The organism is Streptomyces sp. NPDC087310, from assembly GCF_044744405.1.
GTDB lineage: Bacteria > Actinomycetota > Actinomycetes > Streptomycetales > Streptomycetaceae > Streptomyces.
On sequence record NZ_JBIUYF010000002.1, the window covers coordinates 285818 to 310919 of the forward strand.

General features: G+C 71.6%; 21 protein-coding genes. 10 read left to right on the forward strand and 11 right to left on the reverse strand.

The annotated features are described in order from the left end of the window. Window positions 1-71: 71 nt before the first annotated feature. The 4 genes from ACIO3P_RS07330 to ACIO3P_RS07345 form a co-directional block, all read right to left on the reverse strand. The gene (locus ACIO3P_RS07330; RefSeq protein WP_401848851.1) at window positions 72-1412 is read right to left on the reverse strand and encodes a M20/M25/M40 family metallo-hydrolase; all 1341 of its coding nucleotides are present in this window, start codon (window positions 1410-1412) and stop codon (window positions 72-74) included. Window position 1413: 1 nt separating this feature from the next. After that, window positions 1414-2247 carry a M55 family metallopeptidase gene (locus tag ACIO3P_RS07335; protein WP_329827858.1) on the reverse strand — a complete coding sequence of 278 codons (834 nt, stop codon included), beginning with the start codon at window positions 2245-2247 and terminating at the stop codon, window positions 1414-1416. Window positions 2248-2486: 239 nt separating this feature from the next. Then, window positions 2487-4577 carry a SulP family inorganic anion transporter gene (locus tag ACIO3P_RS07340; protein ID WP_401978125.1) on the reverse strand — a complete coding sequence of 697 codons (2091 nt, stop codon included), beginning with the start codon at window positions 4575-4577 and terminating at the stop codon, window positions 2487-2489. Then, window positions 4571-5215, reverse strand: coding sequence for a carbonic anhydrase (locus ACIO3P_RS07345; RefSeq protein ID WP_329827860.1), 645 nt, complete (start codon window positions 5213-5215; stop codon window positions 4571-4573). Before ACIO3P_RS07345 ends, ACIO3P_RS07340 begins: the two co-directional genes overlap by 7 nt. Before the next feature lie 236 nt (window positions 5216-5451). Here ACIO3P_RS07345 and ACIO3P_RS07350 point away from each other — a divergent pair, with 236 nt between their 5' ends. After that, on the forward strand, window positions 5452-6507 hold the full coding sequence (locus ACIO3P_RS07350; RefSeq protein ID WP_401848630.1) for a response regulator transcription factor: 1056 nt from the start codon (window positions 5452-5454) through the stop codon (window positions 6505-6507). Beyond that, complete coding sequence (locus ACIO3P_RS07355) at window positions 6507-7985, forward strand: HAMP domain-containing sensor histidine kinase (RefSeq protein ID WP_329827862.1); 1479 nt, start codon at window positions 6507-6509, stop codon at window positions 7983-7985. Before ACIO3P_RS07350 ends, ACIO3P_RS07355 begins: the two co-directional genes overlap by 1 nt. Window positions 7986-8052: 67 nt before the next feature. Here ACIO3P_RS07355 and ACIO3P_RS07360 read toward each other — a convergent pair whose 3' ends face one another. From ACIO3P_RS07360 to ACIO3P_RS07375, 4 genes are all read right to left on the reverse strand, one after another. After that, a complete protein-coding gene (locus ACIO3P_RS07360; RefSeq protein WP_329827863.1) occupies window positions 8053-8772 on the reverse strand; it encodes a class I SAM-dependent methyltransferase in 720 nt (239 codons plus the stop codon). Between the two features lie 96 nt (window positions 8773-8868). Beyond that, a complete protein-coding gene (locus ACIO3P_RS07365; protein ID WP_401848628.1) occupies window positions 8869-11331 on the reverse strand; it encodes a SpoIIE family protein phosphatase in 2463 nt (820 codons plus the stop codon). 135 nt (window positions 11332-11466) lie between these two features. Beyond that, a complete protein-coding gene (locus tag ACIO3P_RS07370) occupies window positions 11467-13812 on the reverse strand; it encodes an MFS transporter (protein WP_401848847.1) in 2346 nt (781 codons plus the stop codon). Window positions 13813-14243: 431 nt separating this feature from the next. After that, window positions 14244-14690: an SRPBCC family protein gene (locus tag ACIO3P_RS07375; protein ID WP_329827866.1), complete on the reverse strand. Its 447-nt coding sequence runs from the start codon at window positions 14688-14690 to the stop codon at window positions 14244-14246. 139 nt (window positions 14691-14829) lie between these two features. On the opposite strand from ACIO3P_RS07375, the gene ACIO3P_RS07380 reads away from it, so the two are divergent. Further along, window positions 14830-15921, forward strand: coding sequence for an Rv2578c family radical SAM protein (locus ACIO3P_RS07380; protein ID WP_401848626.1), 1092 nt, complete (start codon window positions 14830-14832; stop codon window positions 15919-15921). A gap of 140 nt (window positions 15922-16061) precedes the next feature. Here ACIO3P_RS07380 and ACIO3P_RS07385 read toward each other — a convergent pair whose 3' ends face one another. Together ACIO3P_RS07385 and ACIO3P_RS07390 are read right to left on the reverse strand one after the other, a co-directional pair. Further along, on the reverse strand, window positions 16062-16607 hold the full coding sequence (locus tag ACIO3P_RS07385; protein ID WP_401785915.1) for a GNAT family N-acetyltransferase: 546 nt from the start codon (window positions 16605-16607) through the stop codon (window positions 16062-16064). 18 nt (window positions 16608-16625) lie between these two features. Then, on the reverse strand, window positions 16626-17885 hold the full coding sequence (locus ACIO3P_RS07390; protein WP_401848624.1) for a hypothetical protein: 1260 nt from the start codon (window positions 17883-17885) through the stop codon (window positions 16626-16628). 199 nt (window positions 17886-18084) lie between these two features. Between ACIO3P_RS07390 and ACIO3P_RS07395 the strand changes: the two genes are divergently transcribed. The 6 genes from ACIO3P_RS07395 to ACIO3P_RS07420 all read left to right on the forward strand — a co-directional run bounded on the left by ACIO3P_RS07395 (window position 18085) and on the right by ACIO3P_RS07420 (window position 22265). Then, window positions 18085-18552: an ATP-binding protein gene (locus ACIO3P_RS07395; RefSeq protein WP_401848622.1), complete on the forward strand. Its 468-nt coding sequence runs from the start codon at window positions 18085-18087 to the stop codon at window positions 18550-18552. Between the two features lie 320 nt (window positions 18553-18872). Next, entirely contained in the window at window positions 18873-19889 is a 1017-nt protein-coding gene (locus ACIO3P_RS07400; protein WP_329827871.1) for a radical SAM protein, read from the forward strand. Next, window positions 19886-20521 carry a thymidylate kinase gene (locus tag ACIO3P_RS07405; protein ID WP_329827872.1) on the forward strand — a complete coding sequence of 212 codons (636 nt, stop codon included), beginning with the start codon at window positions 19886-19888 and terminating at the stop codon, window positions 20519-20521. Before ACIO3P_RS07400 ends, ACIO3P_RS07405 begins: the two co-directional genes overlap by 4 nt. Continuing rightward, window positions 20514-21011, forward strand: coding sequence for a hypothetical protein (locus ACIO3P_RS07410; RefSeq protein ID WP_329827873.1), 498 nt, complete (start codon window positions 20514-20516; stop codon window positions 21009-21011). The genes ACIO3P_RS07405 and ACIO3P_RS07410 overlap by 8 nt, the downstream gene beginning before the upstream one ends. Next, a complete protein-coding gene (locus ACIO3P_RS07415; protein ID WP_401848619.1) occupies window positions 21008-21802 on the forward strand; it encodes an STM4013/SEN3800 family hydrolase in 795 nt (264 codons plus the stop codon). Before ACIO3P_RS07410 ends, ACIO3P_RS07415 begins: the two co-directional genes overlap by 4 nt. A gap of 19 nt (window positions 21803-21821) precedes the next feature. Further along, on the forward strand, window positions 21822-22265 hold the full coding sequence (locus ACIO3P_RS07420) for an NUDIX hydrolase (protein ID WP_329827875.1): 444 nt from the start codon (window positions 21822-21824) through the stop codon (window positions 22263-22265). Window positions 22266-22313: 48 nt separating this feature from the next. Here the strand turns inward: ACIO3P_RS07420 and ACIO3P_RS07425 are convergent, their stop codons facing one another. Then, complete coding sequence (locus ACIO3P_RS07425) at window positions 22314-22886, reverse strand: adenylosuccinate lyase (RefSeq protein WP_329827876.1); 573 nt, start codon at window positions 22884-22886, stop codon at window positions 22314-22316. Between the two features lie 388 nt (window positions 22887-23274). On the opposite strand from ACIO3P_RS07425, the gene ACIO3P_RS07430 reads away from it, so the two are divergent. Then, window positions 23275-25056 carry a 3-hydroxyacyl-CoA dehydrogenase family protein gene (locus ACIO3P_RS07430; RefSeq protein WP_401848617.1) on the forward strand — a complete coding sequence of 594 codons (1782 nt, stop codon included), beginning with the start codon at window positions 23275-23277 and terminating at the stop codon, window positions 25054-25056. Window positions 25057-25102: the final 46 nt, after the last annotated feature.

Sequence of the window (25102 nt, forward strand, 5' to 3'; positions counted from 1 at the left end):
TCGGGCGGTTTCATGCGGGTTCAGTCAGGTTCGGTCAGGTTCAGTCGGATTCAGGTGGGTTCGGGCAGACGTCAGGCGGACTTCAGATAGTGGTCGAGCACCCGGACACCGAAGTGCAGCGCCGAGACCGGCACGCGTTCGTCCACGCCGTGGAAGAGCGCCTGGTAGTCGAAGCCGGGGGGCAGCCGGAGCGGGGAGAAACCGTAGCCGGTGATGCCGAGGCGGGAGAACTGCTTGGCGTCCGTGCCGCCCGACATGCAGTACGGCACGACGTGCCCGGCCGGGTCGAAGCGTTCGACGGCGGCGCGCAGCTTGGCGAAGGTCGGTGAGTCGACGGGCGCCTGGAGGGCGACCTCCCGGTGGTGGAACTCCCACTCCACGTCGGGGCCCGTCAGCAGGTCCATGGTGGTACGGAACTCCTCCTCGCCGCCGGGCACCGTCCGCCCGTCGACGTACGCCGTGGCCTGCCCCGGGATCACATTGACCTTGTAACCGGCCTCCAGGACCGTCGGGTTGGCGCTGTTGCGCACCGTCGGCTCGACCAGCGCTGCGGCCGGTCCCAGCTTGCCCAGCAGGCCGTCCACATCGAGGTCCTCGGCGTACACGTCGGTCTCTATGCCGTGCAGCACGGCGATCTCGGCGAGCGCCGCCCGTACGGTCGGGGTGAGCCGGACGGGCCACGGGTGGTCACCGATCCGGGCGATGGCGGTGGCGAGCCGGCTGACGGCGTTGGCGCGGTTCACCTTGGAGCCGTGCCCCGCCTTGCCGTGGGCGGTCAGTTTGAGCCAGCCGGTGCCGCGTTCACCGGCGGCGATCGGGTAGAGCGCCATGCCGGGGCCCGCGTGGAAGGTGAAGGCGCCGGATTCGCTGATGCCTTCCGTGCACCCCTCGAACAGCTCGGGGTGGTGGTCGGCGAGGAAGCCGGAGCCGTCCTCGGCGCTGGCCTCCTCGTCGGCGGTGTAGGCGATGACGATGTCGCGGCGCGGCCGGACCCCGTTCCTGGCCCAGGCCCGGACGACGGACAGGACCATCGCGTCCATGTTCTTCATGTCGACCGCGCCCCGGCCCCACACCACCCCGTCCCTGATCTCGCCGGAGAAGGGGTGGACGGTCCAGTCGGCGGGTTCGGCGGGGACGACGTCGAGATGGCCGTGGACGAGGAGCGCGTCGGCGGACGGGTCGGTGCCCTCGATCCTGGCCACGACGTTGGTGCGCCCCGGGGTCCGCTCCAGGAGGGTGGGTTCGAGCCCGGCCGCGGCGAGACGCTCCGCGACGTACTCGGCCGCCGGCCGCTCCCGGCAGTCCCCGCCGCCCCGGTTGGTGGTGTCGATACGGATGAGGTCGGAGGTGAAGGTGACCACCTCGTCGAGCGCCGCCGTATCAAGAGCATCACTGGTGTCGCTGCGCATCATGTCAGCCATACTGCTCCTCCACGGCGGCCGAAACGATCGTCGTGACCGCTTTGAAGGTGCGAATGGCCTCATACATCGTCCCGCTGGTGTACGAGACGCGGCGTTCGCCGCTCGGCGCGACGCCGGGTACCACCGTGGCGGCGGCGGAGAGATGGGCCGCGTCGAACTCCAGCTCCAGGGTGAACGGGCCGCCGTCGACGGGAGCGTGGCGTACCGCGAGGGCCGTCGCGTCCTTCGCGGCGGCACGGATGTCGGCGGCGGTACGGGCCGGGGTGCGGCAGACGGCCGCGTACCGCGAGACATGGTCCTTCACGGCGACCTTGTGCGCCTCGGGCGCGTAGCCGATCGCGTCCTCACAGGTCAGGTCGTCGCCGGTGACCAGGACGACGGGGACGCCGTACTCGGCGACGACCTGGGCGTTGAGCAGGCCCTCGCTGGCGCGTACGCCGTTCAGCCAGACCCCGGTGAGGGAGTTGGCGAGATAGGTGTGGGCGAGGACGCCCTCCGTGCCGGCGCCGGTGTGGTAGCCGACGAAGGCGATGCCGTCGACGTCGCCGTGCTGCACGCCCTCCACCATGGAGAGCGACTTGTGACGCCCGGTGAGCATCTCGGCGCGCTCGTCCAGCTTCTCCAGCAGCAGATTGCGCATGGACCAGTGCGCCTCGTTGATGAGGACCTCGTCGGCGCCGCCGTCGAGGAAGCCGAGCACCGCAGCGTTGACGTCCGAGGTGAACAGGGCGCGGCAGCGCTCCCACTGCGGGGTCCCCGGCAGGACGTCGGCGGGCCAGGTCACCCCCGTGGCACCCTCCATGTCGGCGCTGATGAGGATCTTCACAGGTGGCTCCGTTCTCCGCCCGGCGCCGCGCGGCCGCACGCCGGTCCTGAGGGCAGGGTGAGTGTAGACCGACATGACGCCTGCCCCGTAAGGGTTCCGCCGAAAAGGGCATGTCCTCGCCGATACGCCACATCCGCACGACGCCCCCCGCTCGGGAGGGGGCGCCGTACGGATGTGGGGTGTGGGGGGCCGTACGGATGTGGTGCGTGTGGGGGCCGTACGCCAGGTGTGGGGGGGGGTCAGCGCATGCGCGCCGAGGGCCGGTACCAGTCCTGCCCCGTCCCGTCCGCCGGGCCGAAGGGGTCCATCGGGTCGTCGGAGGTCCTGAAGTCCTCGACCGGCGTCGGGTCGAGGTAGAACCACTCGGCCGTCGGTCCCGGTGTCGCCTCCAGGTCCCCCTGGGTTCCCTGCCCCGCGGCCGAGGACGGCGACGCGGCGGGCGGCGTTGGCGCGTTGGGGGTGTTGGGCCGCAGCAGTTCCACCCGTACCTCACCCGTGCCCCGCTGCTGGGCCACGAACTCGTCGACCTGGCTGCGGCAGGCGTGGTCCCAGTGGGTGACGGCGGTCAGGTCGAGGCGGATCCTCGGCATCCCGGCGGAGGCGACCTCCTCCAGCGCGTCGATCAGCTTCGGCAGCCGCAGGAAGGTCGCGTTGCCCGCCATGACCAGCTTCGCCGTGTCGCCGGCCACCTCGGTGCGTACCGAGGTCTGCGACATCCGCAGCGCGGCCAGGATGATGCCCGCCGCGAGGCCCACGAGGACGCCTTCGAGCAGGGCGGTGGCGACGATCACGACCGTGGTGAGGGTCATGACGACGAACTCGCCCCGGTCCTGGCGCCACATCTTCGGGAACTCGTGCGGCGCGAACAGCTTCCAGCCGCTGTGCACCAGGACACCCGCGAGGACGGAGATCGGGATGAGGGCGAGCACTCCGGGCAGCAGCACGGCGAAGGCGAGCAGCCACAGGCCGTGCAGGGTGCGGGAGAGCCGGGTCTTGGCGCCCGCCTGCACATTGGCGGAGCTGCGGGCGACGACGGCGGTCATCGGCAGCGCGCCGAGGAAGCCGCAGATCGTGTTGCCCGCGCCCTGCGCGATGAGTTCGGAGTTGTAGCGGGTGCGTTCGCCGGTGTGCATCCGGTCCACGGCGGCGGCCGTGAACAGGCTCTCCGCCGAGGCGATGATGGTGAAGGTGAGGACGGTGGTGAGGACCGCGCCGTTGGCGAGCAGCGCGAACTGCGAGGGCCCGGGGATCTGGACGGACGCCAGCAGGTTGCCGACCTGGAGGGTGGTGATGTTCACCCCGGGCAGTGCGGCCACCGCCATGCCGCCGGCCACCGCGACCAGCGCGGCGGGCATCTTGTTCACCGGGGCCGGCATCTTCTTCCAGAGGAAGCTCAGGACGACGGTGCCGATCCCGAGCCCGGCGGCGATCATCTTCTGCGGGTCGGCCAGGGTGTCCGCGATCAGCCCGGGGATGCCGAGCATGTTCTCGATCGGTACGCCGACGGCCTTGGCATCGGCCATCGGGTACGCCTGGCTGAACATCAGCGGCAGCCCGATCCCGGCCAGCATGCCCTGCACCACGGCGATGGAGATCGCCTGGAACATCCGGCCCAGACGGATCAGTCCGAGTCCGATCTGGAGCAGCCCGGAGGCCAGCACGATCACACCGAGGGTGGCGAGTCCGTGCTCCAGGACCGCCTCGGCGACCAGCGCGGCGAGACCGGCGGCGGGGCCGCTCACCTGGAGGGTGCTGCCGCGTGCCATGCCGACGACCAGACCGCCCACGACACCGGAGATGATGCCCAGCTCGGGCGGGGTGCCGGAGGCGACGGCCACGCCGATGCAGAGCGGCAGCGCGACGAGGAAGACGACGAAGGACGCGGTGATCTCGGTGGCGAGGTCGGGCTTCTGACCGGCCCCCGGCTTCTTCTTCCCGGCCGCCTTGCCCGGCGCCTTCCCGGCGGGCCGCGGTGGACCCGGCGGCCTCGGCGGCGCGGACGGCGCCCCGTAGGACGCCGGCGCGCTTCCGTAGGGGTCCGTCGCGTACGGGTCCCTGGCGTAGGGATCCGCGGACGCGTACGGATCCGCGTACGGGTCCGGCGCGTACGGGTCGGCGACGGGGTACGGATCGGCGTACGGGTCCGTGGGCGCGTACGGGTCGGCGCCGAAGGCGTCGAACGGATCCGGCCGTACCGTGCCGTACTCCGGTTCGGGCTCGGGTTCGTGTGCGCGGTTCTGGCCGCGGCCCGCGTGCCGGCCGCGGTGGCGGCCGTTGCCCGGCGGACCGGGCTGGACGGGGCCGCCGTATCCCTGCCCCGGGCTCAGCACGCGTGCACCCGGAAGGTGTCGTCGTCCTCGTCGAGCTCCCACAGCTCGCCGGTGTGGACCTCGTAGTACCAGCCGTGCAGCGTCAGCCTGCCCTCCGCCAGCCGCCGCCGGGCCGCCGGGTACTCGCGCAGCGCGGCCAGTTGGACCCGTATGTTGAGCTGCGCCAGCTCCGTGACGCGCGCGTCGCCCGGGGCGGGCGCTGCGGCCGGGTCCGTGCCGTCCGCCGGCTCACGGTCCAGTACGGAGGCCAGCCCCGGCCGGGCGTTCTCCAGCCAGGCGCCCACGCCGGGCAGGGCGGAGAGATCCTTGCCGGAGGCCAGGGCGCCCATCGCGCCGCAGTGGGAGTGTCCGCAGACGACGATGTCCCGCACGTCGAGCACTTCGAGCGCGTACTCGACGGTGGCGGCCTCGCCCGAGACGAGATGCGGCACATGCGGGGGGACGATGTTGCCGGCGTTGCGTATTTCGAAGACCTCACCGGGTCGCGCACCCGTGATCAATGCGGGGATGACGCGGGAATCGGAACAGGCGACGAAGAGTGCCTGCGGAAATTGCCCTTCGGCCAGTTTCCGATATGTCTCGCTTTCGAAATCTACCCGGCGTCGGAACGAGCGGGCGCGTTCGAGCAGAGCCTTCATGGTGCCTCCCCAGCGGGTGGTTGTAGCCAGGACCTGGTTCAACACCGTAGAGAGCGCTACCCAAGACGAAGGTTAGAGGAACACTAAGGCAATGCCATGATTCGGCCGGGCGCTGTGACCTGGCTCCCACTCGTGCGAAAACTGTGTTCGCCGGATCCTTTTATCGTACGGTGTTCGCCCCGGCGCGAATACGGGAAGAACTCGTGTCGGTCGAATTCACGGAGAAACGGAAATACATGACCCTGAGGGCCCTGCTCATCGAGGACGACGAGACGATCGCCGAGCCCCTTGTCGAGGGTCTGGGCCGCTACGGCGTGACGGTGGGCCGGGTGTCCACGGGCGCGGAGGGGCTGCGCGGCCCGTACGGCGACATCGTCCTGCTCGATCTCGGACTGCCGGACATGGACGGTATCGATGTCTGCCGGGGCATCCGGCAGGTCTCGGACGTGCCGATCATCATGCTCACCGCGCGCGGCACGGAGGCCGACCGGGTCCTGGGCCTGGAACTGGGCGCCGACGACTATCTCGCGAAGCCGTTCAGCGTACGGGAGTTGATCGCCCGGATCCGGGCCGTGACCCGCAGGACCGCCGCCTGGGCGGCCCCGGCGGGCGCCGCGCCGATGGACCCGACCGGTGCCACGGGGGCCTTCGGCGGGATCTCCGCCCCCATCGGGGTGGAGGTGACGCACGGCCGCGGGGCGTTCCCGTACCCGATGCCGACCGCTCCCCCGGCGCCCGCGCCGCACCGCGCGCGGCAGGCTCCCCCGGCTCCGCCCGCTCCCGCCGCCCCGCCCGCGCCGCCGTCCCCGCCGGAGGCCGCGCCCGCGCCCCCGCCGGCCCGTGAACGGGAGCAGGTACGTGAACCGGAGCGGCCCCGTGCGCCCGCGCCGGCCCGTGAAGCGGCGCCCGGCGGAGGGGACGTACTGCCGCCGCCCTCGGCCACGGGCGCGCTGATCGTCGACCGGCGCACCCGTCAGGTCTGGATCGGCGAGCGGTCGGTGGTCCTCACCCCCAAGGAGTTCGATCTGCTGGCCCTGCTGACCGAGGATCCCGGCGCGGTCTACTCGCGCCAGCAGATACTCGACCGGGTGTGGGACCCGAACTTCCACGGCCCGACCAAGACCCTCGACGTCCATGTCGCCACGCTGCGGCGGAAGTTGGGGAACCCGGCCTGGATCCAGACGCTGCGCGGGGTAGGGTTGCGGCTCGCCGTGAGGACCGGCCCGCATCAGGAGCAGCAGGGTCCGGTCGGCGCCGAGCACGCCTTCGACCACCCGGGGTCACGGTTCTGATGACACAGAGACTGCTGGTCAGCTATCTGACCCTCGCCGCGCTCGTCCTGATCTGCCTGGAGATTCCGCTCGGCTACGTCTACAGCGCCGCCGAGCGCGAACGCGCCACCAACGCCGCCCACGAGGAGGCCGAGTCGATCGCGGACTACGCGTCGCTCTCCCTCGCCTACGGACGCCCCGAGGAGCTCGCGGCGCAGGTCGCCGCCTGCGCGAAGCGCATCGGCGGCCGGGTACTGGTCGTGGACCCGTCGGGCGCCCCGCTCGCCACCTCGCACCCGATCGACGCGGACGAACGGGCGGGTCTCGCCGATCGGGCCGAGATCTCCGCGGCGCTGCTCGGCGGCAACGGCGCCGATGTGCGGACCTCCTCGATCGGCGGGGTCAACTGGCTCTCGGTGGCCGTCCCGGTCCGGCACGGGGCCACGCTCCAGGGCGCCGTACGGCTCATCGTCCCGACCGACGCCGTCGCGCGCGACGTCCACCAGGTGTGGCTGGGCCTCGCGCTCGGCGGGATCGGGGTGCTCACCGCCGTCGGTACGGTGGCGTTCGCGCTGGCCCGCTGGATCGGCGGACCCATCCGCGAACTGGAGCGCGCCGCCCGTACGTTGGCGGGCGGCAGCCTCACCACCCCGGCGTCCGTCACCACGGGTCCGCCCGAAGTACGGGTACTGGCCGCCACGTTCAACCGTACGGCCGCGCTGCTGGAGCATCTGCTCGCCTCCCAGAGCGCGTTCGCGGGCGAGGCGTCCCACCAGCTCAAGACACCGCTCGCGGCGCTGCGGCTGCGCCTGGACAATCTGGAACCCGATGTGCCGCCGCATCTGCGCGCCAACCTCAACGCCGCGATGACGGAGACCGAGCGGCTGGCCAGGATGGTCGAAGGGCTGCTCTCGCTGGCCCGGATGGAGGAGACCGCGCTCACCCCCGAGCCGGTCGACCTGGACGAGGCGGCGAAGGAACGCGTCTACGCCTGGGGCGGTCTCTACGAGCAGCACGGTGTACGGCTCCTGCTGCTCGGCGATCCGATCGGCCGGGCCCTGGCCGTCCCCGGGGCCGTGGAACAGATCCTGGACAACCTGCTCTCCAACTCCCTGCGGGTGGCGCCGATGGGGAGCACGGTGACGGTGTTCCGGCGACTGCGCGGCAGCGGCGCCGAACTCCATGTCGCCGACCAGGGGCCCGGAATGACCGCGGAGCAGCGGCGGCGCGCCTTCGACCGGTTCTGGCGGGCGCCCGACGCGCCCAAGGGCGGCACCGGTCTCGGACTCGCCCTGGTCCAGCGCCTCACCCTGGCCAGCGGCGGCGAGGCGCTGCTGCTGCCGGCGCCGGGCGGCGGCCTGGAGGCCGTCATCCGGCTCCAGACGCTGACGCCCCGGCGCTCCGGCGGGTTCCCGCTGCCCATCCCCCACCCGCGCCGCCGCCCGACGGTCGGGGCGAAGGCGGGAGCGGGGGCGGGGGTGGGAGCGGGCGACGCGTGACCTCGTCCGTACGGGGCCCGCAACCGCCCCCGTACGGGCCCTGCAACCGCCCCCGTACAGATGCCCGTTACTGTCCGGCGAGGACGAACCACCGTGCGGGCAGGTCGATCCGGGTGCCGTCGGGCAGATGCTCGGTCTGCGGGAGCGCGGTGTCACCGCTGGCGAGGATCTCCAGGCCCGCCCCGCGCAGCAGTTCGGGCACCTCCTCGTCGGTCACGCCCGCGGGCCTGAGCCCGTGCTCGAAGACCCGCCGCAGCTTCTCCGGCGGGCCGCCGGGGCCCTCCACCGCCCCTTGGAGCACCGCCTTGGAGGCCGGGGTCAGCTCGGCGACGAAGGCCCGGCCGCGCGTGCCGACCAGCTCGGCGACGGCCGCCGCGACCGCGGGCCGGTCCTGCGGGTCGCTCTGGTGGATCACGGCGCGCATGTAGACGTTGGTGTCACCGGTGCGCTCGCGCAGCGCGCGCACGGCGTCCTGGTCGACCAGATCGATCTGTTCGAACTCGGCCGTCCCCGTGGTGTCGGCGCGGCGCGCGTGTGCGATCGCCGCGTGCGAGAGGTCCACCCCGATCGCGCGGGCGAAGCGGGTGGCGAGGTAGCGCGTCTGGGTGCCGTTGCCGCAGCCGAGGTCGACCACGGGCAGTGAGGCGTCGGCGTGCGGCAGGAGCAGTTCGCTGTGCGGTACGGAGCCGAGCGACGGGTCGCAGTCCCAGATCGCCTCACCCGGCGCGCCGGAGGTCTCCCGCCAGTAGCCTTCCCAGGATTCGCGGTAGCGCGACGACACATCCATGTCGGTCCTCCCCGTGCAGGGCTCACCGGGCGCGAGCTGTCGCACCATGGAGTACCGCCCGTGGGGCGTGGGAGGCAAGAGGGCCTGGTGGTTCCTTCACCTGCCCTTCGCACGGGTGCGCGTGGTGTGCGGGAGCGCCTGCTCGAACCAGACCGTCTTTCCGTGTGCCGAACTGCTGCTGCCCCACTCGCGGGCGAGCGCGCTCACCACCCGCAGTCCGCGGCCGAACTCGTCCGAGCGGCCCGCGCTGAGCAGTGTGGCGGGCGCCGGCTCGTCGTCGACGACCTCGCACAGCAGGGCGTCCGTACGGACCAGCCGCAGCCCGACCTGGTGGGAGCGGGCGTGGTTCACGGCGTTGGTGACCAGTTCGCTGACCATCAGTTCGGCCGTGTCCACCACCGTGCCGGGCAGGTCCCAGCCGAGGAGCCGCTCGCGTACCAGACGCCGGGCGCGCCGCACCTCGCGCGGGTCCAGGGCGAGTTCGTACTCCGCCACGTCGCCGGTGGGGATGCCGTTGAGCCTGGCCATCAGCAGCGCCACGTCGTCCTTGCGCCCGCCGCGGGTGTTCAGGGCGCGGATGATCGTGTCGCAGGCGTCGTTCATCGAGGCGGCGGGGTGGGCGGCGGAGGCGCAGAGCGCCGCGAGACCGTCCCCGATGTCCTCCCCGCGCACCTCGACCAGGCCGTCGGTGCAGAGCACGAGCCGGTCGCCGGGACGGATCCGTACGGTCGCCGTCTCGAAGGCCACGCCGCCGACGCCGATGGGCGCTCCGGTGGGCACGTCGAGGACTTCGCTGCTGCCGTCCTCGGCGCGGACGAGCACCGGCGGGATATGCCCCGCGTTGGCGATCTGGACCTCGGAGCGGATCGGGTCGTACACCGCGTACAGACAGGTAGCCAGGTACTGTTCGCCGAGCCGCTGTGCCAAGTCGTCCAGATTGCGCAGCAGTTGGGCGGGCGGCATCTCCATGGTGGCCATCGTCTGGACGGCGGTGCGCAACTGGCCCATCATCGCGGCCGAGTTGAGGCCGTGGCCCATCACGTCCCCGACGACCAGCGCCGTACGCGATCCGGGCAGTTTGACGGCGTCGAACCAGTCGCCGCCGATCCGGCCGAGCCGGGTGCCCGGCAGGTAGCGGGTGGCGATGTCGCATCCCGCCATGCGCGGCGCGACCTGCGGCAGCATGCTGTCCTGGAGCGTCTCGGCGACGTTCTCCTGATAGGTGTACATCCGGGCGTTGTCGAGGACGAGCCCGGCGCGGGCGGCGAGTTCGGCGCCGGTCGTGCGGTCCATGGCGTCGAACGGCTCGCGCTCGGGCCGCCGCATCAGCACCATGAAGCCGAGCACCACGTCGCGCGCCTTGAGCGGGACGAGCAGCATGGAGCGGTGGTTGATGAGGGGCCGCAGATCGCGCTTCTCGAACTCGCCGGAGATCCGGTTGCCCTGCTCCTCGCTGATCCGCGGGATGAGCACGGGCTCGCCGGTGACCATGCACTGGAAGAACGGGGTGTGTTCGGGGAAGGCGATGGCCTCGCCGACCGGGACCGTGTCGTCCCAGCGGCCCGGTTCGTCGTTGTGTTCGACCCAGACGCGGTGCCAGATGGTCGTGACGTCGGGCGGCCCGTCGGGGAACCCCTCACCGGCCAGCACCGCGGCGCGCAGATGGGTGCCGGCGAAGTCGGTGAAGCGGGGCACGGCCGCGCTGGTGACCTCACGGATGGTGCGGGCCAGATCGAGGGAGCTGCCGATCCGTCCGCTGACCTCGTTCAGGAATTCGAGGCGCTCGCGCACCTCCGCGTACTCCAGGTCGAGTTCGGGCCGGGGTGCCGCCCGCCGCCGGTACGGCGCCGCCCCGGCCTCCGGCTCGGCGCGCCCCGGGTGGTCCGACGCCCGTTTCGGCACACCCCAGTCCGGAGTGACGGGGACCCGTTCGTGGCGACTGAACTCCAGTACGGGATAGCCGAGTTCGAGGACCTGGGAGACGATGCGGCCGGCCGCGGCGGGCCCCATGTTCGGCAGGATGTCCGGCAGCCGTCTCGCGAGCCGGTCGGCGTCGGGGAACTCCGTGTGCAGGGCGAAGGCCGGGGTGATGCGCAGCGCGCCGCCGCCCGGATCGCCGGTCGCCTCGCCGTCCGCGGAGCGGAACTGGGCCGCGTCGGCGGCGAGGACGAGATGGCGCCCGGGGCCGGGGCCGACCAGCGGGTAGGCCCACCAGAGCACGTCGAGCCTGCCGCGCCCCGGCTCGGAGAGCTTGGCGCACCCGGCGGTCGCGTAGGAGCCGAGGGTGTGCAGCTCCGGGCCCAGCTCGTCCTGGCCGTCACGGTCGTCGTACCCTCCGTGGGCCACGCTGCGCTCGTGCCGCGCGAGGGCTCCGGCCACCGGCATCAGGTCCGCCGCCGACTGGCCGACCGCCTCGTCCCGGGTGGGCCCGAACAGCCGTCGGGCCCCGCTCGACCAGTGCGACACCAGACCGTCGCCGTCCACGACGACCACGGCGAGCGGAATCCGGCCGGCCGCCGCGAACTGCTCCGGCGGCCCCGGCGGAATACCCCTGTCCATGGGTGGGAGGCTCCTTCCCTGCCGCCAGGATCCGCGGCTCCGCCCTCCACGGTACGCACCCGCGCACAGGTTGCGCCGGGCAATGAACTAATAGGTAGTGCGCCCGCGCACAACCTCTTGCGGACTGAATTTCAGTCAGTCCTCGTGGCCCAATTGGAGATCGCGTTCGGTGCGCCCGCCGCCCGCCATCCGGAGCACGGTGGCGACCGGAGGATAGCCCGCCGCGATGACCGTGTATTCGCCGGAAGAGAGGTCGACGAAGCGGAAGGTGCCGTCGACGCCGGTGGTGAGGGTGTCCACCACGTTGCCCGCCGCGTCGAGCAGGGTGACCCGGGCGTCCTCGACGGGACGGCCGCCCCCGGCCCGTACGGTCCCCCGCAGCACCGCCCCGCCGGCCAGCTCGATGTCCTGCCGGGTCTCCCGCGACGCCTGCACGGTGACGGGCAGGGCGGCGGGCCGGAAGGCGGGGGCGCTCGCGGCCAGGGTGTACTCGCCCGCCACCAGCTCGGAGATCACATAGCCGCCCTCGCGCCCGCTGCGGGTGGTCGCCACGACGTCCCCGCGGACGTCCGTGAGGGTCACGGCGGCGTCCCGTACGGGGGTGCCGTCGGCGGTGACCACCGAACCGGCGAGACGGCCCGCGCCGCCGAGCACCACGTCCAGCTCGACCGGGCGTTCGCCGACGGTCACCGTGACCGCCTGCGGCTGGTGCCCGCCGGCCGCCGCGATCATCACGTACGAGCCGGCCCCGGGCACGCTCAGCGCGTACCGCCCGTCCGTGCCGCTCGCGCCGCGTCCGATCTGGTGCCCCTGGACGTCGATGAGGGTGAGCGCGGCGCGGGGCACGGTGGAGCCGTCGGGGTGCTGGACGGTGCCGCAGACGGCCACGCCCTGGAGATACGCCGCCGGACGCTCAGGGCGCTCCGGGCCCGCCGGGGCCGGAGGCGCCCCGGGCGCGGGCCGGGCGGCGCGTGGGAGGGGGACCGCGACCGGCTCTGCGGCGGTGGGCTCGGCGGCGGAGGCGTTCTGGGACACCAGCGGTTTCTCCTTGAGGAAGAAGGCGGTCAACAGGCCGAGCGCGAGCACCGGCACGAGATAGAGGAAGATCCGCGGCATGGCGTCCGCGTACGCCTGGACATAGCCGTCGCGCAGTGCGGGCGGCAGGGCGTGGACCATCTGCGGGGTGATGGACTCGGGGCTCGGCAGCCCCGCCCCGGCGGGGACGCGGTCGGCCAGCGCCTCGGCGAGGCGGCCCGCGAAGAGCGTGCCGAAGACGGCGGCGCCCACGCTGCCGCCGATCTGCCGGAAGTAGTTGTTGGCGCTGGTGGCGGCGCCGAGGTCGACGGGGCGTACGGAGTTCTGCACGGCCAGCACCAGCACCGGCATCACCAGGCCCACCCCGAGCCCGAGGACCGCCTGCGCCACCCCGCAGGCGAACCGGGACGTGTCGGCCTCCAGCCGGGACAGCAGCCACATGCCCACGGCCGCGAGCGCGGAGCCGACCACCGGGTAGATCTTGTAGCGCCCCGTACGGCTGACGAGTTGGCCCGCGACGATCGAGGAGCAGACGATGCCGCCCATCATGGGCAGCATCAGCAGCCCGGACTCGGTGGCGCTGGCCCCGTCGACCATCTGGAGGAAGGTCGGCAGATAGCTGGCGGCGCCGAACAGCGCGACGCCGGCGATCGCGCCCAGCAGTCCGGTGACGTTGAAGACGGAGTCGCGGAAGAGGCGCGGCGGGATGATCGGTTCCACGGCGAAGCGCTCGACGACCAGGAAGAGCAGCGTCGTCACGGCGGCGCCCGCGGCCAGGCCGAGGATGACGCGGGAGCCCCACGCGTACTGTGTACCGCCCCAACTGGTCAGCAGCACCAGGCAGGTGGAGGCGGCGGCCAGGAGCAGCGTCCCGAGGATGTCGAGACGGGCGCGGGCGGCGGGTTTGGGGAGCTTGAGGACCACGGTGACGACGGCGAGGGTGACCAGGCCGAAGGGCACGTTGAAGTAGAAGCACCAGCGCCAGGAGACATGGTCGGTGAAGAAGCCGCCGAGCAGCGGTCCCGCGACGGAGGCGACCCCGAAGGCCGCGCCGATGAGCCCCATGTACCGGGCGCGCTGCCGGGGCGGGACGATGTCCGCGATGATCGCCTGGACGCCGATCATCAGTCCGCCAGCGCCGACGCCCTGGAGGGCGCGGAAGGCGATGAGCTCGTTCATCGTGCGGGACCAGCCGGCCAGCGCGGAGCCGATGACGAAGACGACGATCGCGAACTGGAAGACGCCCTTGCGGCCGAGGAGGTCGCCGAGCTTTCCGTAGACGGGCAGGCCGATCGTGGCGGTGAGCAGATACGCGGTGATCGCCCAGGACATCCGGTCCAGGCCCTGGAGTTCGCCGACGATCTTCGGCAGGGCGGTGGCCACGATCATCTGTTCCAGCGAGGCCAGCAGCAGGGCGAGCATCAGCCCGAGGAAGACCAGGCGCATCCGGCGGGGGCTGAGCGGGGCGGCGGGGGCGGCGCCCGGGGCGGGGGTGTCAGGACCGGCGCCGTGCGGGGCGTGCCGCCCGCCGCGGCCGTTGCCGTCCCCGTTGCCGTCCCCATCAGCCCCGTCGCCGCGTTCGACGACCGGTCCGCCCTCCGTCACCAGAGTGGTCCCACCCACGTACTGCTCCCCTCGTCGCACCTGCGCGGCGTCATTCTTCGCATTGGCCGCCGAGCAGGAGCAAGCGGGAGGCTCTCCCCCGAAGAGGAGTGTGACGGGGGGAAGTTGAGGGGAAAAGGTGGCAACGGGGCGCTCATCAGGGGCTTTCCCGCGACGCCGCACGCCGGGGGCGCACAACCGCGCCGCGGGGAAGACCACTCGAAACGGTGAGCCCGGGAATGCCCGAGCGGGCCCCGCTGCCGGGCCGGGGGAGGTCAGCCCTTCTCGGTCTCCGTGGCGAGCTTGGCCAGCAGCTCGTCGTAGATGCGGGCGAGCCCCTTCGGTGCGAAGGTCCGCTCGAAGAAGCCGCCCACGCCGCCGGCGCCGTCCCAGACGGTGGAGACGGCGGCCTTCGAACGACCCTCACCTGCGGGGGTGACGGTCCAGGTGGTGACCATGGAGGAGTTGCGGTCCTTCTCCACGAGACGGCCGTCGCTGGGCTCGGTCACCTCCAGCAGGCAGTCGCGTACGCGCTTGCTGGTGGCCTGGAGCCGCCAGTGGACGAGGGTGCCCTCGCCGTCGCCGCCCTCGCGGACCTCGTACTCGCTGAACTGCCCCGGAAGGAGCTTCGCGCGGGTGTTCTCGTAGTCGGCCAGAGCATCGAACACCGTCTCCGGGTCCGCCGCGATGACTCGCTCCGTCGTGGCCTCGACCTGCGCCATGGATCTTCCTCCAGCACTCGGTTCTTAAGCGGGGTGCGGCCAGCCAACCACCCCCCGGCACGCCCGCCCAAATCCGGGTCGGAGGCGATCAAGGGAACAAGTGTTCTATTCTGGCGCCAGTGCTACCGAGGAGGCACCCATGCGCTGGGACAATCTGGCCGAAAGCCCACCCGACACCGCGGGGACCGGAACGCCCGGAACGCCCGGAGCGACCGGGGCACCGGGGGCGCGGTCCGGGGAGATCGCGCTCTTCGGTACGGACGCGGTGACCACCCGTACGTTCGACACCCCAGAGTTCCGGGGAATCACCTTCCACGAGATCCGGGCCCGTTCGATCGTGAACCGGGTGCCGGGAGCGTCCCGTATGCCGTTCGAATGGACGGTGAACCCTTACCGCGGCTGCACCCACGCCTGCGTCTACTGCTTCGCCCGCAAGACCCACAGCTATCTGGACCTGGACACCGGTCTGGGCTTCGACTCGCAGATCGTCGTCAAGATCAACGCCCCAGAGCTGGTACGCCGCCAGCTCGCCTCCCGCCAGTGGCAGGGGGCGCACATCGCGATGGGCACGAACGTCGACTGCTACCAGCGGGCGGAGGGCCGCTACCGGCTGATGCCGGGCATCATCGGGGCGCTGCGCGACCGCGCGAACCCGTTCTCCATCCTCACCAAAGGGACGCTGATCCTCCGCGATCTCGATCTGCTCCGGGAGGCCGCCGCCGTCACCGACGTCGGCATCTCGGTCTCGGTCGGCTTCACCGACCAGGAGCTGTGGCGCACGGTCGAACCGGGCACGCCCTCCCCCGAACGCCGCCTCGACGTCGTACGCGCCCTCACCGGCCAGGGCATCGACTGCGGGGTGCTGATGGCCCCGGTCATCCCCTTCCTCGGCGACCGCCCCGAACAGCTCAGGGAGACCGTCAGGGCGATCGCCACGGCCGGGGCCACCTCCGTGACCCCGCTCGTGCTGCATCTGCGGCCGGGGGCGCGCGAGTGGTTCATGGCCTGGCTGGGACAGCACCATCCGTATCTGGTGGCGCGGTACGAGCGGCTGTACGCGGAGGGGGCGTACGCCCCGAAGTGGTACCAGCGCCGGATCACCCGCCAGGTCCACGAACTGGCCGACGAGTTCGGCATCGGCCCCGCGGGCCGGGGCGCCGCGCGCCGCATCCGCCCCCCGGCCGCCGCCCCGCCCCAGGAACCGGGCGCGACCCAGCTCACGCTGTTGTGACCGGGCCGGACAGTCTCCGCCGCGCACAGCGGCCCCCTGTTCCTGAGGCGAGGGCCGGTTTGACCGTGACTCCGCATGCTTCCCACTCCGGCGGCGACCCGCCTCCAGCGGGAGACGGGCCGCCACGACGCGGACTCGGGCTACGCGGGCCGCAGGATGCGGAGCATGGTCGCGTACACAGGGGCATCAGGGAAAGGCTGTTGGTCGCCGATGTTCTCGTACCCCCACGACTCGTACAGCGTCTTGACCTTCGGGTGGGTCGGCTCCACCAGGAGCGTCACGCGTTCCTCCGCGCGACCGGACAGCAGCTCTTCATGGATGCGCACGGCCGTTCCGGTCTTGCGCCACGGCTGGCGCACCATCAGCTCGAACAGGGCCATGGTCCGCGTGCCGTCCTCGGCCGTCATCACCTCTGGCAGCGGCTGAAGCATCCCGGCCCACCAGCGGGAGCGGGGAGGGAGCGGGGATCCGTAGGCGTAGCCGACCGGTTCTTTACCGTCCCAGCCGATGACGACCTCCCAGGGGTCGCGGGAGACGTGGCCTTTCAGCCGCTCCTCGAACCGCTCGACGGAGAAGAACGGGTCGGAGAGCCGGTCGGCGTAGGCCTCGGCGTACACGTCCGTGAGCGTCTGCCGGATGGCGTCGAGATCCTGTCGGCCGTAGCGGCGCAGTTCCACGGTGGTCACGTGGCGGTTCCTTCCGGGTCAGGCGGTGCGGGCGTTCCATTCACGGGTGATGCGTGCGCCCGGTGCCGTGATGTTGAGCTTGGAGGTGAAGGTGGTCAGGAGGTGGGGAATGCGGCCGGTGTTGGTGGAGCCGGGCGGGGGGATGACGCTGACGGCGGTGGTGCAAGCCCGTTCGGCTTCGCCCTGGGCAAGCTGGGCGAAGGCGATGTGTACGGCGTAGTAAGCGCGGTTTCGGTGCTGGTCGGGGCGCAGAGCGGTGATACAGCGGTGACGGTGGTACTCGGCGCGCTCGGGCCCGCCCAGCCGCAGGTAGGTGATGCCGACGAGGCCGTCGAGTTCGCTGCGGGTGTAGAAGTCCATGGAGGCCGGGCGCCACTCGCCGCGGTCTGCACGCTCGAACGCCGCCTCTGCCCGCTCCAGCGCGTTCAGCGCGCGAGGGTGGTCGCCGGTCCCTGGGAGGGAGACCGCCAGACGTGCGTGGCTGAGCGAGGCATACAGGGGGTCTCCGCGGTGCACGCTGGTGGACATGGCGGCCTCGGAGGCGGCCACGGCGTCAACCCAGCGTTCCTGCTGGCCGGCGAGCATGGAGGCGTACCGCCAAATCTGGTGCTGCACCTGCCCGTCACCCGAGAGGCCCGCGAGGGTGACCGCCTTTTCCATGTGCCGCTGGGCGCGGTCGAGTTGGCGGGAGTCGACGGCTGCCCACATGGCGGTTGCGGTGAAGGTGGCCGCGAGGGCGTACAGGCGGGAGCGGATCCGTGACGTCACGGTGCCGGTGCGCTGGAGTTCTTCGGTGCGGTCGCTGAGCCGTATGGCCGCCTTCTCCAGTGTGGGGCCGCCGCCCTGCTGGTCGTCCATCTCCCAGAGGTCTGCGAGGTTTTGGCGCAGGCGCTGGACGTCCGCGGTACCAATGGTGAGGCGTGCGGCAATGGGGGTTGCGGCGAGTGTGGCGGCCGGGAGGCAGGTCACGAAGGTCCGGCGGTGCAAGGGGTCCTCCGACGGGGCTAAGGAGGTGAGGGCGGCCGGGGTCTTTCCCCGTGGCATGAACCCTAGTTCGGTGGCATCCAGGCCAGTGACCTGCTCCAGTGCCACTCGGGTCGCCGTGTTGGGCCACTTCACCCGGCCCGACTTCCAGTCCCGTACCGTGCGACCGTCGAACTTCCCTGAGCGTCCGGTGATGTGTTCGAGTGCCCTGTTCAGGTCCCGGGCAAGGCTGTTGGAGCTGTGACCATGTTCGGCCATCCACGCTTCGAGCGCCGTGTTACGCGTGGGGTCCATAACCGAACGGTACGGGACGGGGCACCCACCTAAAGGTAAAAAGATAGCCAAAATCCCCTAGGGGCTGCGAGTCGGCGGCTCGTCGTATCGCCTACCCCGGAGGCAGTAACTCTCGGTTAGGTGTCGTGTACGGCCTGACTGTGCCTGGTTCTCCTTGGGCGCAGCCGCGGACGAAATCGACCACAGCAGCGAGGCACCAATGACCACGCCCCTGGCAAAACCACCTTCCCTTCCCCCGCTCACCCCGCGTCCGTCCGGCCACCCCGGCTACAGCACGACCCTGGCCCGCGTTGAGCAGTCCGTGTCCGTCGCCCGGCTCGCCGTGTGCAGGTCATTGGAGTGCTGGGGCATCGGCAACGAGACACGTGAGACGGCCGTCGCGATCGTGTCGGAGCTGTTCACCAACGCTGTCGTGCACGGCACGGGCACCAGCGCACGTTTGATCATCGAGCGCCCGGCCGATGACCAGGTGTACGTCGCGGTCGTCGACCGGGCCGCTGACCGTCTGCCGACGCTGCGGGCTCCTTCGGACTGGGAGGACGGCGGCCGAGGTCTGATCCTGGTGGACGCGATGGCCGACCGGTGGGGGTACAACCGTCTGGGGTCACCACGCCGCTACTGGGGCAAATGCGTGTGGGCCCAACTCCTCGTCAAGGCCGAGCAGTGACCGTCCAGCCCACGGCGGGTTCGCCCCTACCGGATGTCACCCTCCTGCGCCCTCGCCAGCAGATGGCGATGGACTGCGCCCTGTGCAACGTCCGCCTGGGCGCCTCCGGCCGCGTCCTGGGTGACATACGCCACCGAGAAAATCTGTTCCGCCTATGGGCCTGCGCCCCGGTCTGCGCGCCCAGGGCCAGGGGTCCGCAGTGACCCGCCCCGCTGTCCCATAGACCGCCCCGGGCGGGGGACGTCCCTGCTCCTCCTTGCCTGCCTCAGCCCCGACCAACACACCAGAACCTGGCGTATGCCCCACGAAAGGAGCAGGTCTTGACCGTTCCGCTCCCAAAAACCGACGTGGACTGGACCGCGCTGCGGAACTTCGCGGCACTGCGCGGACAGCTCAGGGTCTCGCTGACCCCCACCTGCAATCTGAAGTGCTGGTTCTGCCACAACGAGGGCGACGTGCCGCCGCCGTTCACCCACCTGCACCGGGACGCCAAGCCCCGCGCGCGCGAACTGACTGCCGACGACTACGTGAACATCCTGCGCGGACTGCTCGGCGCCGGTCTGAAGCGGGTCTACTTCACCGGCGGCGAGCCGCTGGCGTCCAAGCTGGCGCGACCGGTTCTCACTCAGCTCCCCGTCGACGGCCCGGACACGTCCTACACGCTGATCACCAACGGGCTGCTGGTGCGCATGCATCAGGACTGGCTCGCCACGACCAGCCTGGACAAGGTGAAGGTCTCCCTGCACTACTTGTCGGACGAGTCCTTCCAAGCCATCGCCCAGACCCGCTCCGGCATCGCGACTGTCCTGGACGGCATCGAGGCCGCTCGCGAAATGTTCGAGCGGGTAGAGCTGAACACACTCATCCAGCGCGAGAACGAGCACGAGTTGCGCGACATCCTTTCCTTCGCCCTGGAGCGCAGGCTGCCGGTGCAGTTCATCGAGCTGGTGGACACCGACTTCAACGCCCAGCGGAAAGCCTCGGCCGTCGGGGCCCGGGGCATCATCGACCACCTTCGCTCCCTGACCGGCGAGGAGGAGACAGAAGTCTCAGGCACCGGCCAGGGGCGGCGGATCTTCCGCATCGACGGGATCGAGATCGACGTCATCCAACGCGAACTGGGCCGCCACCACGTCGGACAGTGCGGCACCTGCCCGGTGAAGGCCAAGTGCGTGGAGGGCTTCTGGGCCCTGCGCATGGACCACGCCGGCGGAATTCAACCCTGCTTGCTGCGGGAGGACTTACGCATGGACATCCGACCGCTCCTGTCCGATCCGGAGGCGGTCCCCCCTGCCGTGGCCCAGCACGTAGCCGCCTTCACTGAGGGCACCCTGTGAGCCCTCTGCGCGCCCCGTACACGCCCGGGGCAGATGAACGCCAGGGGCCGTTCGTGGTCCTGGAGGGCGTCTCAGGAGTCGGGAAGTCGACGCTCGCCCGCCTGCTGGCCAAGCGGCTCGACGCCACGGCGATCCACACCCTCACCGATCCGCACACCGGCTGCTCCGACACGGTCAACCGGGAGCTTCGGCCGCTTCCGCAGTTCGCCTTCTACCTCTCCGGCCTCTTGCACGTCTCCGACGCCGTACGACATCACCTCGGCACCGGGCCGGTGATCGCGGACCGGTACGCCTCCTCGGTCATGGCCTGCCACGCCGCCGTCAACCAGGTGGGCTTGGATCAGGTGCGCGAGCTGATCTCCCCGTTCCTGCCCTACCTCGTGGCGCCGGACGCCACGTTCTACCTCGTCATCTCCGACAGCTCGTTGAGGGAGCGGATGGGCACCAAGACGGACGTGAAGCAGGACGACACCGACCTGTTCGACGTCCCCGGACGCCTTGCCCGGCTCCGGGAGAACTTCCAGTCCGTCGCCGAGACCGATCCGAGCGTGGTCACGCTCCCTACCGACGACCGTAGTCCGGATGAGCTGGCCGACATCATCGTCAAGCACCTGGAGGGAAGGCGTGTTTAACCCGATCGACACCGACGCCGTCATCCGTGACGGCCGCGTCGCCGGAGCGTTCCCGGGCGAGATCCACGAGGGCGTGGCCTGGTGGGTCGCCGCCTGCTTCGTCGTGGTCAGCCAGGCCCGGCAGATGGCAGTGGCCCACGACAGCCACCCCGCCACGGACGAGTTCTACCAGCGGTTCTGCCAGGGGGCCATCAACGCCGAGCACTTCGGCTGCCGGGTCTCCAACCTCGGCACGGCCGACGAAGCCCAGCTCCTGCATGCCACGAAGGAACTCGGAGGCGTCCCCGGAGCCCTGCTGACCACGACCGACGGCGGCGGGCGGCAGACCGTCACGATCCGTCTCTACGACACGGACGGCCGGTCGGTCACCGAGGACACCGGCCTGGCCAGGTTGCGGGAGATGATCGCCTCCGACCGGGTTCCCCTCCCGGTGAATGGCCAGGCCAAGGGCCGCATCACCGAACGCCGCGACCTGGTGGAGACTCTGTGATCGACGCCGCCGAGGTCATCCGAAGCCAGACCAGCATCCTGTTCGTCACCCTGGACTCCTTGCGCTACGACGTCGCCCGCGCGGCCCTGCACGCCAGGCAGACCCCGTGCCTGGTGAAGATCCTGCCGGGCGGGGTGTGGGAGGAGCGCCGTACTCCTGGCACCTTCACCCTCCCCGCGCACATCGCGTTCTTCTCCGGCTTCCTGCCCAAGCTCCCGCAGCCCGTACAGCCGCCGCGACTGTGGGAGTGCCGCCCGCCCGCGTTCAAGGCCGTCGACGCGGGTACCTTCGTCTTCGACGCGCCGAACCTCCTCACCGGGCTCGCCCAGCACGGATACCGCACCGTGTGTATCGGTGGCGTGACCTACTTCTCGCGGGAGACCCCGCTCGGGTCGGTGCTGCCCGACATGTTCCACGAGGACCACTGGCGGCCCGAGTTCTGCTCCCCCGAGCCCGACTCCACGCGCCACCAGGTGGACCACGCCCTGACCGTCGCCGAGCAGCACGCCAACGGGCAACTGTTCCTGTTCGTCAATGTCTCCGCCACCCATGTCCCCCACGGCCACTACACCGGCGACAGCGTCGACTCCTGGCACTCCCAGGCCGCCGCGCTCGCCTACACGGACGAGCACCTCGGCCGCCTGGTCGGCGGACTCACCAGCAAGAAGAGGTGGCTGATCATCATGTGCGCCGATCACGGCGACGCCTTCGGCGAGGACGGCTACCACGGCCGTGGCATTGCTCATCCCACCGTTCTCAACGTGCCGTTCGCCGCCTGGCTGTCAGAGTAGGCGGCTACGCTCCCGGGCCATGACCGACACATCCCAGCGGGGGGCAACATGCGACGCCTCCGTCATCGTGGCCCGAGACGCGGACGGCATGGTCGCCGTCCTGACCGCCGAATTTCCCCAGCACGGCGGCGCGTACATGTTCCTGCCCGGAGGGCGCCGGGAGCCCGGCGAGACACCGGAGGAGTGCGCGCGGCGCGAGCTGCGCGAGGAAGCCGGCGTCACCGCCCAGACCTGGCGGCCCCTCGGCTCGTACGCCATCACCCTGAACGCCCCTACCCGCATCCACCTTTTCCTGGCCGAAGGTCTCACCTGCGGCCCACAGCAGCTCACGCCCAGTGAAGAGAACTTCAAACTCACATGGTGGCCCATGCCTGACGCGATCCGAGCCGCCACCGAGGGACGCTTCCTGCTTCAGGGGGGCCCGCTCGCGCTGCTGCTGGCCCAGCAGGTCATCGCAGCCTGACGGGAGCGATTCCCTGATGCCGTCCCCCGACCCGAGCAGGGGATACGGTCAGGCGCCCGGGAGGCGGCCGAGCGCCTCGCCGGCCGCCGTCGCGAGGCGGGGGTGGTCCCTGGCCGCCGTCAGGACGGGGCGTGCGCGGGCGTCGCCGAGGCGGCCCAGGCCCTCGACGCAGGCGAGCGCGACGCGCCAGTGCGGCTCGTCCGGGGAGAGCAGCCGTTGCAGCGTGGTGATCAGCGCCGGTACGGACTCGGGCGCCCGTAACTCGGCGAGCAGCCGCACCGGGTGCAGCGCGTAGGCCGTACGGAGCCCGTTGGTGGCGAGCGCGGCGGCGGCCCGGGAGGTACGCGGGTCACCGAGCCGGGCCAGGGCGTACGAGGCGGAGACGCAGCGCTCCGGATCGCGGTGGTTGAGGAGCAGCACCAGCGCCTCGAAGGCCCGCGCGTCACCGGCGCAGCCGAGCCGGAAGGCGGCGATCTCCAGCGCCCACAGGGGCTGCCCGCGCCCGACGAGGACATCGGCCAGCGCTTCCCTGTCGTCGGTACCGATCAGCCGCCGGTACACGACGGAACCCCCGGACTCGTCCTTCGTCCGGTCGGCGAGCGAGCGGAAGTCCTCGTCCATGAGATCAGGATATCGACGCCCACCAGCGTCAACCACGCCCCGACCGGCCACTCTTGGCGGGTACGGGGCCGTTGCCGCGCCGAGTGACGCGGCGCACAGCGACCCAGCTCTGGCGCGCTCGTTACCGGTCGGTTAACCTCAGATGAGCGGATACCCTCCGCTGCTCGCGAGGGCCTGGTGACGCAGCCGCCGCGAGCGCTCCCCGGCGGTGCTGTCGGTTCGGCACCGCGATACGGCGTGGCCCCGGAACAGGGTCCGCCGCCGCTCCACCGCGCTTTTTCCCTGTGCCGTGCTCCCCGCCGCGTGCCCGCACGCCGGCCCACGCGCCCGCCGCGCCCCGCGCCCGCGCGCCCCTCAGCAAGCCGTCACTCACCCCTGGAGTCCCCTGATGGACATCCCTCTCTCCACCATCGCCGTCGTCGGCCTCGGCACGATGGGGACCGGCATCGCCGAGGTCCTGGCCCGGGCGGGCCGCGAGGTCATCGGCATCGACATCAGCGACGCCGCAGCCCGCCGGGCGGTACAGGCCCTGGAGGCGTCCACCGCGCGGGCCGTCGGGCGCGGCCGGATCAGCGCGGCGGAGCGGCGGACCGTCCTCGCCCGGTTCCGTACCTTCTCCGACCTGCGCGCCGCCGCCGACGCCGGTCTGGTGATCGAGGTGGTGCCCGAGTCGTACGAGACCAAGCTGGGCGTCCTGCGCGCGCTGGACGGGATCGTCGCGCCCACCGCCGTCCTCGCGACCGGCACCAACGCCCTCTCGGTGACCCGGCTCGCGGCCGAATCGGCCCACCCCGAGCGGGTGCTCGGGCTGCACTTCTTCAATCCGGCCCCGGCGATGAAGCTGGTCGAGGTGGTCTCCTCGGTGCTCACCGCGCCGCGGGCCGTCGCCGCCGTCACCGCGCTCGCCCGCGAGCTGGGCAAGGAGCCGGTCGCGGTGGGCGACCGGCCCGGCTTCGTCGCGGACGGGCTGCTCTTCGGCTATCTCAACCAGGCCGCCGCGATGTACGAGGCCAGGTACGCCTCCCGTGAGGACATCGACGCGGCGATGCGGCTGGGCTGCGGGCTGCCGATGGGGCCGCTCGCGCTGCTCGACCTGATCGGCGTCGACACCGCCCGTACCGTGCTGGACGCGATGTACGCGGCCTCCCACGACCGGCTGCACGCCCCCGCGCCGGTCCTGCGGCAGCTCAGCGACGCCGGGCTGACCGGCCGGAAGTCGGGGCGCGGCTTCTACACGTACGAGGCGCCGGGCAGCGCCGTCGCCGTGCCGGACGCGCTCACCCCCTCCCCCGCCGCCGGCACCGTCCCCGGCCGTCAGGTCGCCTCGGTGGGCGTCGTGGGCTCCGGCACGATGGCGAGCGGGATCGCCGAGGTCTTCGCCGTGGCGGGGTACGGCGTGGTGCTCGCCGCCCGGAGTCCGGAGAAGGCGGCGGCGGCCAGGGACCGGATCGCGAAGTCCCTCGCCCGTTCCGTCGGGAGAGGCAGGATCAGCGCCGGGGCCCGGGACGCCACGCTCGCGCGGATCGTGCCGGCCGGGTCGCTCGACGCGCTCGCCGAGGTGGATCTCGCCGTCGAGGCGGTGGCCGAGGACCTGGAGGTCAAACGGCGGCTCTTCGCCACGCTCGACAAGGTCTGCCGGCCCGGCGCGGTGCTGGCCACCACGACCTCCTCGCTCCCCGTGGTGGCCTGTGCCCGCGCCACCGCGCGCCCGGAGGACGTCGTCGGCATGCACTTCTTCAACCCCGCCCCGGCGATGAAGCTGGTCGAGGTGGTCCGTACGGTCCTCACCTGCGACGAGGCCCACGCCACCGTCCGCGAGGTGGCCGCCACCGTCCGCAAACACCCGGTGGAGTGCGGCGACCGCGCCGGTTTCATCGTGAACGCGCTGCTCTTCCCGTATCTGAACAACGCGGTGAAGATGGTCGAGCAGCACTACGCGACGCCCGACGACATCGACGCCGCGATGAAGCTGGGCGGCGGCTATCCGATGGGCCCCTTCGAACTGCTCGACGTGGTCGGCCTCGATGTCTCCCTCGCCATCGAACGCGTCCTGCACCGCGAGTTCCGCGACCCGGGGCTGGCCCCGGCGCCGCTGCTGGAGCATCTCGTGGCGGCGGGGTGCCTGGGCCGCAAGACGGGCCGCGGCTTCCGTGAGTACGCGCGGCGCTGACCCGGGCTCCGGACGGGGCGGACCGCCCGGCCCCGAGCCGGGCGGT

What these genes read in the sequence shown, in the direction of transcription:
- ACIO3P_RS07330 (WP_401848851.1), bottom strand. Translation starts at nt 1,412, where the DNA reads ATGATGCGCAGCGACACCAGTGATGCTCTTGATACGGCGGCGCTCGAC.
- ACIO3P_RS07345 (WP_329827860.1), bottom strand. Translation starts at nt 5,215, where the DNA reads ATGAAGGCTCTGCTCGAACGCGCCCGCTCGTTCCGACGCCGGGTAGAT.
- ACIO3P_RS07350 (WP_401848630.1), top strand. Translation starts at nt 5,452, where the DNA reads ATGACCCTGAGGGCCCTGCTCATCGAGGACGACGAGACGATCGCCGAG.
- ACIO3P_RS07355 (WP_329827862.1), top strand. Translation starts at nt 6,507, where the DNA reads ATGACACAGAGACTGCTGGTCAGCTATCTGACCCTCGCCGCGCTCGTC.
- ACIO3P_RS07360 (WP_329827863.1), bottom strand. Translation starts at nt 8,772, where the DNA reads ATGGATGTGTCGTCGCGCTACCGCGAATCCTGGGAAGGCTACTGGCGG.
- ACIO3P_RS07365 (WP_401848628.1), bottom strand. Translation starts at nt 11,331, where the DNA reads ATGGACAGGGGTATTCCGCCGGGGCCGCCGGAGCAGTTCGCGGCGGCC.
- ACIO3P_RS07370 (WP_401848847.1), bottom strand. Translation starts at nt 13,812, where the DNA reads ATGCGCCTGGTCTTCCTCGGGCTGATGCTCGCCCTGCTGCTGGCCTCG.
- ACIO3P_RS07375 (WP_329827866.1), bottom strand. Translation starts at nt 14,690, where the DNA reads ATGGCGCAGGTCGAGGCCACGACGGAGCGAGTCATCGCGGCGGACCCG.
- ACIO3P_RS07380 (WP_401848626.1), top strand. Translation starts at nt 14,830, where the DNA reads ATGCGCTGGGACAATCTGGCCGAAAGCCCACCCGACACCGCGGGGACC.
- ACIO3P_RS07390 (WP_401848624.1), bottom strand. Translation starts at nt 17,885, where the DNA reads ATGGACCCCACGCGTAACACGGCGCTCGAAGCGTGGATGGCCGAACAT.
- ACIO3P_RS07395 (WP_401848622.1), top strand. Translation starts at nt 18,085, where the DNA reads ATGACCACGCCCCTGGCAAAACCACCTTCCCTTCCCCCGCTCACCCCG.
- ACIO3P_RS07420 (WP_329827875.1), top strand. Translation starts at nt 21,822, where the DNA reads ATGACCGACACATCCCAGCGGGGGGCAACATGCGACGCCTCCGTCATC.
- ACIO3P_RS07425 (WP_329827876.1), bottom strand. Translation starts at nt 22,886, where the DNA reads ATGGACGAGGACTTCCGCTCGCTCGCCGACCGGACGAAGGACGAGTCC.
- ACIO3P_RS07430 (WP_401848617.1), top strand. Translation starts at nt 23,275, where the DNA reads ATGGACATCCCTCTCTCCACCATCGCCGTCGTCGGCCTCGGCACGATG.